The sequence below is a fragment of the Streptomyces sp. NPDC002144 genome, assembly GCF_053593695.1.
The window spans coordinates 1-12455 of the sequence record NZ_JBSFDB010000007.1; the positions used below are offsets into that span (position 1 = coordinate 1).

The 12455-nt window shown below is 70.3% G+C and carries 12 protein-coding genes; 5 read left to right on the forward strand and 7 right to left on the reverse strand.

The genetic code is table 11. The features are described 5' to 3' along the window. Nucleotides 1-62: 62 nt before the first annotated feature. Entirely contained in the window at nt 63-656 is a 594-nt protein-coding gene (locus tag ACWCQ1_RS12340; RefSeq protein ID WP_133045860.1) for a TetR/AcrR family transcriptional regulator, read from the reverse strand. Nucleotides 657-820: 164 nt separating this feature from the next. On the opposite strand from ACWCQ1_RS12340, the gene ACWCQ1_RS12345 reads away from it, so the two are divergent. Beyond that, nucleotides 821-4048 (forward strand): S41 family peptidase, encoded by a 3228-nt coding sequence (locus tag ACWCQ1_RS12345; RefSeq protein WP_451026407.1) that lies wholly within the window; start codon nt 821-823, stop codon nt 4046-4048. A 155-nt stretch (nt 4049-4203) separates the two neighbouring features. Here ACWCQ1_RS12345 and ACWCQ1_RS12350 read toward each other — a convergent pair whose 3' ends face one another. The 4 genes from ACWCQ1_RS12350 to ACWCQ1_RS12365 form a co-directional block, all read right to left on the reverse strand. Further along, complete coding sequence (locus ACWCQ1_RS12350) at nt 4204-4422, reverse strand: hypothetical protein (protein ID WP_451026408.1); 219 nt, start codon at nt 4420-4422, stop codon at nt 4204-4206. An 88-nt stretch (nt 4423-4510) separates the two neighbouring features. Beyond that, nucleotides 4511-5395, reverse strand: a complete 885-nt coding sequence (locus tag ACWCQ1_RS12355) for an SDR family oxidoreductase (protein ID WP_451026409.1) — start codon at nt 5393-5395, stop codon at nt 4511-4513. After that, nucleotides 5392-6309 carry an alpha/beta fold hydrolase gene (locus tag ACWCQ1_RS12360; protein WP_451026410.1) on the reverse strand — a complete coding sequence of 306 codons (918 nt, stop codon included), beginning with the start codon at nt 6307-6309 and terminating at the stop codon, nt 5392-5394. The genes ACWCQ1_RS12355 and ACWCQ1_RS12360 overlap by 4 nt, the downstream gene beginning before the upstream one ends. Further along, nucleotides 6306-7805 carry a flavin-containing monooxygenase gene (locus ACWCQ1_RS12365; RefSeq protein ID WP_451026411.1) on the reverse strand — a complete coding sequence of 500 codons (1500 nt, stop codon included), beginning with the start codon at nt 7803-7805 and terminating at the stop codon, nt 6306-6308. Before ACWCQ1_RS12365 ends, ACWCQ1_RS12360 begins: the two co-directional genes overlap by 4 nt. Nucleotides 7806-7964: 159 nt before the next feature. Between ACWCQ1_RS12365 and ACWCQ1_RS12370 the strand changes: the two genes are divergently transcribed. Continuing rightward, a complete protein-coding gene (locus ACWCQ1_RS12370; RefSeq protein WP_133046014.1) occupies nt 7965-8582 on the forward strand; it encodes a MerR family transcriptional regulator in 618 nt (205 codons plus the stop codon). 9 nt (nt 8583-8591) lie between these two features. On the opposite strand, the gene ACWCQ1_RS12375 is transcribed toward ACWCQ1_RS12370, so the two are convergent. Further along, nucleotides 8592-9398, reverse strand: coding sequence for an exodeoxyribonuclease III (locus ACWCQ1_RS12375; protein ID WP_358592658.1), 807 nt, complete (start codon nt 9396-9398; stop codon nt 8592-8594). A 68-nt stretch (nt 9399-9466) separates the two neighbouring features. On the opposite strand from ACWCQ1_RS12375, the gene ACWCQ1_RS12380 reads away from it, so the two are divergent. The 3 genes from ACWCQ1_RS12380 to ACWCQ1_RS12390 all read left to right on the forward strand — a co-directional run bounded on the left by ACWCQ1_RS12380 (nt 9467) and on the right by ACWCQ1_RS12390 (nt 11674). Continuing rightward, on the forward strand, nt 9467-9949 hold the full coding sequence (locus ACWCQ1_RS12380) for a GNAT family N-acetyltransferase (RefSeq protein WP_451026412.1): 483 nt from the start codon (nt 9467-9469) through the stop codon (nt 9947-9949). A 338-nt stretch (nt 9950-10287) separates the two neighbouring features. Continuing rightward, nucleotides 10288-10530: a PASTA domain-containing protein gene (locus ACWCQ1_RS12385; protein ID WP_451026413.1), complete on the forward strand. Its 243-nt coding sequence runs from the start codon at nt 10288-10290 to the stop codon at nt 10528-10530. Nucleotides 10531-11056: 526 nt separating this feature from the next. Then, nucleotides 11057-11674, forward strand: coding sequence for a nuclease-related domain-containing protein (locus tag ACWCQ1_RS12390; RefSeq protein WP_451026414.1), 618 nt, complete (start codon nt 11057-11059; stop codon nt 11672-11674). Nucleotides 11675-11678: 4 nt separating this feature from the next. Here ACWCQ1_RS12390 and ACWCQ1_RS12395 read toward each other — a convergent pair whose 3' ends face one another. Then, a complete protein-coding gene (locus tag ACWCQ1_RS12395; protein WP_451026415.1) occupies nt 11679-12437 on the reverse strand; it encodes a GntR family transcriptional regulator in 759 nt (252 codons plus the stop codon). Between the last annotated feature and the right edge of the window lie 18 nt (nt 12438-12455).

The following is a 12455-nucleotide window of genomic DNA, read 5'->3' on the forward strand; positions in this document are numbered from 1 at the left end:
GTCCCGACGACGTGAGCGGTGACGTCAGGTGCTGGGGAGAGGGTGGGGAGGGTGGAGAGAGGTCAGGCGCCTAGGGCGGGGAGCACCACGGCGTCGATGTACGACAGGAGGAAGGCCTGCGTCGGCGGCCGTTCGTCGATCAGCGTGCGGGCGGCGAACCCACCGATCATCATGTGCATCACGTAGTCGACCGCGGGGTTGTCCGCACGGACCTCGCCCCGGTCGATCGCCCGTTGCAGCACCCGGCGGAACTCCGCCATCTCGGGCTCGATCAGATACTCCTTGAACGCCTTCAGCAGGTCCGGGTTGCCATGGATGGCCATGGCCAGACCTCGCATCAGGGCGGAGTTCTGCTCCATCTCGCAGTCGTCCGACGCCATCGTGAGCGCGTGCAGGTCACCCCTGAGCGAGCCGGTGTCCACCGAACCGCCCGCCGCGCCCGGCTTGTTGTGCCGCACGGCCTTCGCCACCAGCTCGGCCTTGCCGCCCCACTGGCGGTAGAGCGTGGCCTTGCTCGACTTGGTGCGCGCGGCCACGGCGTCCATGGTGAGGGCGTCGTAGCCGACCTCCCTGAGCAGGTCGAGCACGGCCGCGTACAGCTCGGCCTCGCGCTCGGGCGTGATCCGACTGCGACGCGCGGTCGCGACCTCAGTCATGCCACTCACCTTTCCGCTCGGGGGGTGCCTTCCTCGTACACCACGAACATACCCTGCCAGCGAGCGAAACGAAACCGTTTCGTACGTGTGCTGGCTCACGTGTGTGAAGGAACCGTAAGTATCCACAAGTTGCCCTGCCCCATCCAGGGGAAAAGCATGGGGAGGTGAGTTATCTGCGCCTGCCGCACCTGAGCGGCGACCTGTTGACCTTCGTGGCCGAGGACGACCTCTGGCTGGCTCCCCTCGACGGCCCGGGCCGCGCCTGGCGCCTCACCGTGGACCGTACGAAGACGGGCCACCCCCGCTTCTCGCCCGACGGCGCCACGATCGCTTACACGAGCTGGCGCAGCCTGGTCCCCGAGATCCACGTCGTGCCGGTGGACGGCGGCCCGGGACGGCAGCTCACGTACTGGGGCTCGCCCGATACCCAGGTCTGCGGCTGGGACCCGGGCGGCACGGTCCTCGCCGTCGCCTCCCACGGCGAGCCCTTCTCCTACTTCACCTGGGCCTACAAGGTCACCCCCGACGGCTCCCCCGGCCGCAAGCTCCCCTGGGGCCCGGTCTCCGACATCCAGGTCGCCGACATCGCCGGCGAGCGCAGAACGCTCCTGCTCACCGGCACCCCGCCGCACGAACCTGCCGCCTGGAAACGCTACCGGGGCGGCGCCACGGGCCGCCTGTGGCTGCACGGCGAACGCCTGCTCGCCGACCTCGACGGCCACCTCCACTCCCCCATGTTCGTCGGCGGCCGGATCGCCTTCCTCTCCGACCACGAGGGCATCGGCAACCTCTACTCCTGCGCGTACGACGGCTCCGACCTGCGCCGGCACACCGACCACGACGCCTTCTACGCCCGGCACGCCTCCAGCGACGGCACGCGCGTGGTGTACCAGTGCGCCGGGGACCTGTGGATCGTCGACGACCTCGCCGCCGAGCCGCGGAAACTCGACGTACGGCTGAGCGGGCCGCGCGCGGGCCGCCGTACGTACCAGGTTCCCGCGGGCCAGCACGTGGACGGCATCTCGGTCGACGAGACGGGCCGGGCCAGCGCGGTCGTCGTACGCGGCAGCCTGTACTGGCTGACCCACCGCGACGGCCCCGCCCGCACCCTCACCGACACCCCGGGCGTACGGGTCCGCCTCCCCGAGATGCTGGGCTCGACCGGCCAGGTCGCCTACGTGACCGACGCCGAGGGCGAGGACGCGATCGAGATCGCCTGTCTGCCGAGGGCCACGGGAGACCGCGAGCCGCGCCGGCTCGCCTCCGGACAACTGGGCCGGGCCCTGGAACTGGTCTCCGATCCGCAGGGCGAACGCCTCGCCATCGCCTCGCACGAGGGACGACTGCTGCTTCTCGACGCCAGTGAGGACTCCAACGGCGAGGTGACCGAGCTGATCCACTCGGTCAACGGCCCGGTCCGCGACCTCGCCTTCTCTCCGGACGGGGCGTGGCTGACCTGGTCGCACCCGGGGATCGGGCGGACCCTGCGGCAGATCAAGATGGCCCGCATAAGAGACCGCCACATCATCGACGTCACCGACGGCCGCTTCGAGGACGAGGGCCCGGTCTTCACCCGGGACGGCCGCTATCTGGCGTTCCTGTCCTGGCGCGGCTTCGACCCGGTGTACGACGTCCACACCGGCGACCTGTCCTTCCCGCTCGGCTGCCGCCCCTACCTGGTGCCCCTGTCCTCGGCCACGCCCTCCCCCTTCGCGCTGACCCCGGAGGGCCGGCCGGCCGCCGGGGGCCTGGACCCGGTGGAGGAGGACGAGGGCGACGGCGCCGTGACCGTGGAGGTGGAGGGCCTGGAGAGCCGGGTCACCCCGTTCCCGGTCGCCGCCTCCAAGTACTCGGCGCTGCACCCGGTCGCGGGCGGCGGGCTGGTCTGGCTGCGCTGGCCGATCTCCGGCGCGCTGGGCGAGACCTTCGCCAACCCGGACGACACCACCGGCCGCCCGACCCTTGAGCACTTCAACATCAGCAAGGCGAAGAAGTCCGAACTCGTCGAGCACCTCGACTGGTTCGCGGTCAGCGGCGACGGCACCCGGCTGGTCGTGGTCGACGAGGGCGATCTGCGGGCGGTCCCCTCCGCCGAGTCCGGCGACGGCGACTCCACGGTCTGGATCGACCTGCGCCGCATCCTGCACGAGGTCGACCCGGCCGCCGAGTGGCGCCAGTCCTACGAGGAGGCGGGCCGGCTGATCCCCGCGTACTTCTGGGACCCGGGGATGTGCGGCGTCGACTGGAAGGGGATCCTGGAGCAGTACCGCCCGCTGGTCGAACGAGTCGCGTCCCCCGACGAGTTCGCCGACCTGCTCCGCGAGGTGCTCGGCGAACTCGGCACCTCCCACGCCTATGTCACGGCCGCCCGCCGCAACGAGGGCCCGCCGCACTACCAGCGCTGGCAGGGCCTGCTCGGCGCCAACTTCGTGCACAGGGACGAGGGGTGGGTGGTCAAGCGGATCCTCCCCGGCGACTCCTCGGACTCCAAGGCCCGTTCCCCGCTGGCCGGCACCGGCATCCGCGAGGGCGCGGTCCTCACCCATGTCGACGGCCGTGCGGTGGACCCGCTGACCGGCCCGTACCCGCTGCTCGCGGGCGCCGGCGGCACGACCGTGGAGCTGACGTTCACGCCCGCGGAGGGCGAGGCGGGCCGCTCCCGCCGGGTCGCCGTGGTCCCCCTGATCGACGAACGCCCCCTGCGCTACCAGGACTGGGTCGCCAAACGCCGGGCCGTCGTACGGGAGTTGAGCGCCGGACGGTGCGGCTACCTGCACATCCCGGACATGGGCGGTTCGGGCTGGGCCCAGTTCAACCGCGACCTGCGCATGGAGGTCTCCCGCCCCGCGCTCATCGTCGACGTGCGCGGCAACGCGGGCGGCCACATCAGCGAACTGGTCGTGGAGAAACTGACCCGCACCATCCTCGGCTGGGACCTGACGAGAAACGCCCAGCCCGTGTCGTACGCCTCGAACGCCCCGCGCGGCCCGGTGGTCGCCCTCGCCGACGAGGCGACCTCCTCCGACGGTGACATGATCACGGCCGCCTTCAAACTCCTGAAGCTGGGCCCCGTCGTGGGCCAGCGCACCTGGGGCGGAGTGGTCGGCATGACCGGCCGCCACCGCCTGGGCGACGGCACGGTGATCACCGTACCGATGAACGCGGCCTGGTTCGACGCGTACGGCTGGGGCGTCGAAAACAGGGGCGTCACCCCCGACTTGGAGATCCTCCGCACCCCCCTGGACTGGGCGGAGGGCCGCCACGCCCAACTGGACGACGCCGTACAACTGGCCGTGGACCTCCTGGAAACCAACCCCCCGGGAACACCCCCGGACCACAGCAACGTCCCAGACCGTTCACGTCCAAAACTCCCGCCCCGAGCAACTCCCTAGGGGCGCGGGGCTGTATCGATGTGCGGCTCCGCCGTGTGGGCGCCATCAGCCCCCACCGCCCCGCACCCGACAACGCACCCCTGCGGCAACCCAAAAGTGGGGCGCCCCAAAAACACAGGGCACCCCACCTTGTCGGCTAAAGCCCAGCGCAGCGGCTACGCCTCGAAGTCCTCGAGCCGGTCCTCCTCGTGCCGCATGCGGTCCGACTCCTCGTCCCGCATCCGGTCACGGTCACGGTCCTGACCCGGGCCCTGGCCCTGGCCCTGGCCCTGCTGACGGCCACGCTGACCCTGCTCACGGGCCTGCTCGGCCCTCCGCTTGGCCTGCTCCTGCAACTGCTGGGACTTGTCCTGGAACTGGTCCTTCATACCCATGTGGGTTCACTCCCATTGAGGGTGAGGGGAAAGGCCCTTGACCGGGCCTCGACCAGATTCACACGCCCGGACAACCCTCGCATTTCGATCAGTTACGCTGCGTGGCCCGAGCCGCCTCGTCCGCCGCCCCACCTGCGCCGACGAGCCCCCCGCGCATACCCTCAAGCCGTGACCCGAACCGCCGCATCTCCCGTTGTCCGACGGTCCCGATGATCCCCGGCAGGTATCCGCGCACGCCCTGCATCCCGCGCAGCCACCACTGCCCGTACACATGGCTCGACCGCCGCTCGATCCCGGCCACGAGCCGGTCCACGGCCGGACCCAGCGAGTACGTCTTGTTGGACGGCCAGGGCAGCCGCTGCCTGAGCTCCCGCATGACCTCGTCCTGGTCGGCGCCGCGCACCATGTCCGTGTCGGTCCAGGAGAGATACCCGACGCCGACACGTACGCCCTTGTGGCCGACCTCGGCGCGCAGACTGTGCGCGTACGCCTCCACACCGGACTTGGAGGCGCAGTACGCCGTCATCATCGGCGCCGGGGTGATCGCCGCGAGGGACGCGATCTGCAGCAGATAGCCGCGGCTCTCCATCAGCACCGGCAGGAACGCCCGTGCGGTGACGGCCGATCCGATGAGGTTGACCTCGATCACCCGCCGCCAGGCCTCCGGGTCGGAGTCGACGAAGGGCCCGCCGGTCGCGACGCCCGCATTGGCGACGACGATGTCGACCTTGCCGAACCGCTCCTTGACCTCGGCGGCCACCCGGCTCATCGCCTCGTGGTCGGTGACGTCGGCGTACCAGTGGTCGCTGTCGCTGTGCAGCCGCCCGGAGACCTGCTTGAGGGCGTCCGGTTCCAGCCCGACCAGCGCCACCTTGACCCCGCGCGCCGACAGTTTGCGCGCGAGCAGTTCGCCGACCCCGCGCGCCGCGCCGGTGACGACCGCGACCTGTCCCTCCAGGCTCACCCTGCTCATGCACCCTCCTTGATCGTCACGTACATCGTCACCAGGTCCCGGATCCGGGCCGTGACCAGCTCCGGCGCCTCCACCGGGGTCATGTGGCCGAGCCCCGGCAGCTCGGTCAGGCCCACGCAGTCGGGCAGCGCGGCGACCAGCGCCCGCGCCTGCACGGGCGGTGTGAGCCGGTCGGCGGTCCCGACGACGACGGCCGTCGGCACCCTCAACTCCCGTACGGCGTGGTCGAGATCGAGCAGGTCCAGCACCTGCGACCAGGCATGGCGCACCGTGCGCGGGCAGGCGTGCACGATCCGCGCGCACGCCTCCACCATGTGCGGTGCCGAACCCGGCCCCATCGTCCCGTACTTGAGGATCCGGCGCGCGAGGGGCGTGACCGGTCCGAGCGGCGCGCGCGAGCCGAGGATGTGCTTGGTCAGCCAGGTCCGCAGCGCCCCGGCCCCGATCGGTACGACGGTCGACTCGGCGACCAGCCGTGAGGAGCCGGTGCTGCACAACAGGACGGCGGCTACATGCTCCCGGAACCCGGGCCGTCCACTCGCGGCCATCACGGTCATGCCGCCCATGGAGTGCCCGGCGACCAAGGCCTTCTCACCGGGTTTCAGGGTCGCGTCGAGTACGGCCTCGAGGTCGTCCGCGAGGGCCTCCGTACTGCAGGCCGGGCTCGCCGGGCTGCGTCCGTGGCCGCGCTGGTCGTAGGCGATGACGCGGTGGTCGACGGCGAGGTCCCGGATCTGGGCCGCCCAGAAGGCGGTCGAGCAGGTCCAGCCGTGGGCGAGGACGACGGCGGGGGCGCCGTCCGGGCCGTGGATCTCCACGTGCAGCCGGGCGCCGTCGGCGGAGACGGCGGTGAGCTCACGGGCCGGGGCGGGCGGGGCGTACGGCCCGGAGGCCACGGCGGTCAGACGGCTCACGCGCCCACCTCCGCGGCCGAGGCGGCGGGAACGCGCAGGAGTTCGTACTCGGCGAGATCGACCCGCCGGGTGGCCCGCCGGAACTCGGTCGTGGTCCCGGGCCAGATGGTGGTGTTACGGCCGCTGGGGTCGAGGTACCAGCTGGTGCAGCCACCGGTGTTCCACACCGTCCGCCGCATCCGCTCCTGCACCCGGCGGTTCCAGGCGGCGACCGCGCCCGGCCGGGCGTCCAGGGCCGCTCGGCCGCCGAGGACGTCCAGTTGCCGCAGGAAGTCCGCCATGTAGTTGAGCTGGGACTCGATCATCAGGATCATCGACGAGTTGCCCAGACCGGTGTTGGGCCCGATGATCGTCAGCCAGTTCGGGAACCCGGCGGCGGACGCCCCGCGCAGGGCCTCCATCCCGCCCTTCCAGGTCTCGGCGAGGGTCTTGCCCTCGGCGCCCACGACCCGTTCGGCGATGGGCATGTCGGTGACGTGGAACCCCGTACCGAAGATGATCGCGTCCACCTCGGCCTCGCTCCCGTCGGCGGCCACCACGTTGGAGCCACGGATCTCGCTCAACCCGCTCGCCACGACGTCGACGTTGGGCCGCGCGAGCGCCGGGTAGTACTCGCTGCTGAGCAGGATCCGCTTGCAGCCGATGCGGTAGTCCGGGGTCAACTCGGCACGCAGGGCGGGGTCCTTGATGGCACGGCCCATGTTCCGCTTGGCCAACTGCTCCACGAAACCCAGCTCGTCGGGGTGCTTGGTGAACGCCTGGACCTGCAACTCCCGGATGCCCCACAGCAGTCCGCGCCGGGCCTTGGCGGTGAAGGGCAGCGCGCGGTGCAGCGCCCGTTCGGGCCCGGTGATGGCGCGGTCGACGCGGGGCAGCACCCAGGGCGGGGTGCGCTGGAAGAGGGTGAGGTGCCCGACCTCCGGCTGGATCGCCGGCACGATCTGAATGGCGGAGGCACCCGTCCCGACCATCGCGACGCGCTTGCCGCGCAGGTCGTAGTCGTGGTCCCAGCGGGCGGAGTGGAAGACCTTGCCGGGAAAGGAGTCCAGCCCCGGCACCTCGGGGATCCTCGGGTCGGACAGCGGCCCGGTGGCGGAGACGACGACATCCGCGGAGAGCGACCCGGAGCTGGTCTCGATGTCCCACCGGAGCTTCGCGCCGTTCCAGGTCATCATCTTGACCTCGGAGTCGAAGCGGAGGTGCGGGCGCAGTCCGAAGACGTCCGTCACATGCTCCAGATAGGCGCGGATGCGCTCCTGCCCGGAGAAGGTGCGCGGCCAGTCGGGATGCGGCGCGAAGGAGAACGAGTACAGGTGGGACGGCACGTCGCACGCGCACCCGGGATAGCTGTTGTCCCGCCAGGTGCCGCCCACGCTCCCGGCCCGCTCCAGCACCACGAAGTCGGTGACACCCTCGCGCCGCAGCCGTACGGCGGCCCCGAGCCCGCCGAACCCGGACCCGATCACCGCCACCCGCACATGCTCGTGTTCGGCCATGCCGTCGCCCTTCCTCCGCAACTCCGCCAGTGAACACTGGCGCAATGGGAGGGTAGAGCAGCTCCGTACCGATGGGTAGGGGGTGCGGAAGGGAAAGTTACCGGCGGTACAACATAGGCTGCGGGCGGGACAGGGGCTGACGGACGACGCGAGTACCGCATGGAGGAGCTGGCACGGCTGGCCGGCATCACGGTGCGCACCCTGCGCTTCTACCGCGAACGCAAGCTGATCCCGCCACCCCGCCGCGAGGGCCGTATCGCCTGGTACGACGACCACCACCTGGCCCGGCTGCGCACCATCGCGGCGCTCCTGGAACGCGGCCACACCCTCACCGGCATCGCGGAACTGGCGGAGGCCCTGGACCACGGCCGCGACGTGGCCGACGTCCTCGGCGTCGCCCCCACCGAGGAGGAGCCGGTCCGCCTCACCCCCGAGGAACTCGCCGCCCGCTTCGAGGGCCAGGTCACCCCAGAGAACCTCGCCGCCGCCCTCGACCTCGGCTACCTGGGCACCGACGGCGACGAGATCGTCCACATCAGCCGCCGCCTCCTGGACGTCTCCTCCGCCCTGGTCCGCGAGGGCATCCCGCTCGCCGAGGTCCTGGCAGCGGGCGCCCGCGTCCGCGAACACGTCGACGAACTCGCCGAGATGTTCGCGGCCCTGGTCCTCCGCCACGGCACAGAGACCGACCTCCACCGCCTGCGCCCCCTGGCCCGCAGCGTGGTGGAGGCGGAACTGTCACTGGCGCTGGATCGGCGGTTGCGGAAGCGGGAGTGACGGGGTGGCTTACCGGAGGTCGTAGACGACCGTCACGGGCGCGTGGTCCGACCAGCGCTCGTCATGTGTGGCCGCCCGCTCGACGTACCCCTTCACGGCCTTGGCGGCCAGCCCGGGCGTCGAGACGTGGTAGTCGATGCGCCAACCGCTGTCGTTGTCGAAGGCCCGTCCGCGGTAGGACCACCAGGTGTACGGGCCCTCGACGTCCGGATGCAGGGCGCGTACGACGTCCACGTAGCCGCCGTCGGCCTGGTCGAACACCTGGGTGAGCCACTCCCGCTCCTCCGGGAGGAAGCCGGAGTTCTTCTGGTTGCCGCGCCAGTTCTTGAGGTCGGCCGGCTGGTGGGCGATGTTCCAGTCGCCGCAGACGACGACCTCGCGCCCGTCGGCGGCGGCCCGCTCGCGCAGCGCCTTCAGGTGGACGAGGAACTCGGCCATGAAGCGGACCTTCTCGTCCTGCCGCTCGGTGCCGACCTCGCCGGAGGGCAGGTAGAGGGAGGCGACGGTGACCCCGGGCAGGTCGGCCTCGACGTACCGCCCGGTGGTGTCGAACTCGGCCGAGCCGAAGCCGACCCGGACGCGGTCGGGCTCACGGCGGGTGTAGAGGGAGACGCCGGCGCGGCCCTTGGCAGCGGACGGCGCGTGCACGACGTGCCACCCGTCCGGCATGCGCACCTGCTCGGGCAGCTGCTGCGGCTCGGCCCGCACCTCCTGCAGGCACAGCACATCGGCGGAGGTCCCGGCGAGCCACTCGACGAAGCCCTTCTTCGCGGCGGCACGCAGTCCATTGACGTTGACGGAGGTCACAGTGAACACGCGGGAACCCTACCGGCACACTGGACACAGTCCAGATCCCGGCTACGCACAGGTGTACGGTCCACAGCATGAACATTCGCCGCGTCCCCTTCGACCACCCGGACGCCGTCAAGCTCAACGACGAGGTCCAGGCCGAGTACCACGTCCGCTACGGCGACGGTGGAGACGCCACCCCGCTCGACCCGACCGACTTCGAGCCCCCGAACGGCGTCTTCCTGATCGCGTACGACGAGTACGACAGCCCGGTCGCGACCGGCGGCTGGCGCGCCCAGGACGCCAACGACGAGGGCAACCGCGATGGCGACGCCGAGCTCAAGCGCATGTTCGTGGTGGCCTCGGCCCGCGGCCGCGGCCTCGCCCGCCGCATCCTGGCCGCCCTGGAGGAGGACGCGCGGGCGGCGGGACGCGCCCGGATGGTCCTGGAGACCGGCCTGAAGCAGCCGGAGGCCATCGCCCTGTACACGTCCAGCGGCTACGAGCCGTGCGAGAAGTTCGGCTACTACCGCTTCCACGAGAGCAGCCGCTGCTTCGCGAAGCCGCTGGGCTCCTGAGCCGACCGTCCCGGGAATCGGTGTCCGTCCCGGGAGCCGGCCGTCACGCCCGGCTGACGTGCTGTCAGCCGGGCGTCGCTCGCGGCACAACAAAGATCCCGCCCGATCTTCCGATCGGACGGGATCTCATCAACTGCCCCAGGTTTCCCTGACCAGTTGTTGCGGTGGACCTGAGGGGATTTGAACCCCTGGCCCCCTCGATGCGAACTACGGGCGGGGCGGTCGCTGAGGTCTCTAGGGCTGGTCGGGCAGGCGTTGGGGGTTGGTGGTGGTCGGCTGTGGTCGCGGTGGTTGCTGTACTCCGGTGCTGTACCGCACGGTTGCCCTACGGTGTTCGCATGGCGGACGTATCGGCACACGTAGAGGTCCCCGATGTTGTCGGGATGACCACGCAGAAAGCCCATGCATTATGCCGTGATCTGGGGCTATTCCTGGGCTACTACAACATGGACCAGCAGTTGCCGCGACATGCGGTGATCGCTCACCAAGAGCCACCAGCGGGCACCATGGCCCCCGCTGTTGCTGTGGTGAGGGTCTGGACGACGTTGGATCCGCTGCCCGACGACAGGCGGCCACAGTAGCTCCCTCCTCAACCCACCACTCTCCCCAGCTTCCATCCCGTCCGCCGTCGACCCACACACCGTGGAGCGGGCGTGGTTCATGGCGTCCAGGTGGAGCGCGCCACTGTACGAACGACCTGGACGCCATGGGCCGCGTCTGCTCGGCTCTGCCTGGGTCGACGGTGGACGGGATGGGAGCACACCACGCACGCCACTACGGACTCGCGGGCGGGAACGGCGCCCCCTCCATCCCGGTGCCGGCCGATCCCCCGCCGGAGGCATCGTCTTGGCCGTGGGCCGCTCTGCGGTGATCGCCTCATGGCCTCCGGCCCTATCCACATGTGGGCGCGCGTCGGCGCAGCGCGGGCGGAGCGGGCCGGAGGCAGGAGCGGCGCCCGCAGCGGAGCCGGGAGCGCGCCCGGCGGAGCGGAGCGCAGCCGGGGCTTGATGAGGTAGAGAAACCTGTAACAACTGCCTGGCCGGTACGGATCTGGTGTCGGTCGCGCCTCCGTGGTGATCTGAGTGCGTCGGCTCATCGGGGAGGGGCATGGTGCAGCCTGGGATCGGCGATTTAGCGGCCAATAGGCCGGGTGACGCGGTAAGGCGCAAGATCATCGAGTTGGAACCGAACCCCCTACGCCGCATGCTGGGCCGTTGGCTACGCGGCTCGGAGATTCACAGTTGGGCGAACGGGCTCGTCGGCGAGCAGGTGACAGGACGCCGACTCCGCAGACTCCGTCATCACGGCTGGTTCACGCTTCACGCTGTGCAGTGGGCGAGCGGGGCAGACATCGACCACCTTGCCATCGGCCCCGCCGGCGTCTTCACCATCAACTCCAAGCGGCACAGGGGTAGTGCCGTCTGGTACGGAGACTCCGCGATCACGGTGAACCGCACACCAAAGCGATACATACCGATCAGCCTGCATGAGGCGCGACGCACGGCTGACGTCCTGTCCCACAAGTGCGGCATGATCGTCAACGTTCGCCCCGTCATCTCGGTAGTGCATGCCGCATCCCTGAAGGTAAAGGGGGCTGCCCCACCCGTGCTCGTACTCGAGGTCACCGAGTTGGACCGGGTGCTTTCCGGACTGACCCCTGTGCTCTCGCCGGATCAGGTTGCACACATCTACGAAGTGGCCCGGGATCCCACCACATGGGTGTAGTCGCCTACGCGTCGAAGTCGTACTCCAGGATGTAGGAGGCGGCATCGAGCGTCATTTCGTTGATCTCGACCGGGCGTCCCTCGTCGGCGAACGCGGTTCGGCAGACCAGGATGACCGGGGTGCCCGCCGAGATGCTCAACTGTGTTGCTTCATGCTGCGTGGGCATGCGCGAGCGGATCTCTTCGCGGAAGTGCACCGGCTTGTAACCGAGTTCGGCCAGACGCGCGTACGTTCCACCGGGGCCCGTGTCCTCTTGCGTGATCGCCGAGCCTGCGACCATCGAGGTGGGGAGAAAGCTCGTTGCGAGAAGAACGGGCTTCCCGTCCAGGACGAACCGCCGGCGTCGCACGCAAACGGTCTCCTCGTCAGCCAAGCCCAGCACCTGCTTGATCTGGTCTGACGCGACCTCTTCCGACACGGTCACCTGGTCCACCACCAGGGTCCGGTCTTCGGTGTCGGCAGACCAGATGGATCGGCCGCTGCCCCACTGCTCCTGGGAAAGTCGCTGGATGCCTCGACGCCTCAACGGGCGGAAAGAGCGGACGAACACGCCGGCGCCCTTGCGGGACTCGGCGACCCCTTCGTCCTTGAGCACACTCAGGGCCTGACGGGCTGTCATCCGGGCCACACCATGCGCGGCCATCAGGTCGTTCTCTCCCGGAAGCCGATCACCGGGACCGTACTGGCCCGACTGGATCGCCTCTCGTAGAGAGTCCGCGATCCGCTGGTACTTCGGCCGACGGTCGTCGTCGGTGGTGGTCATTCGGGAGCCCTCCTCTCT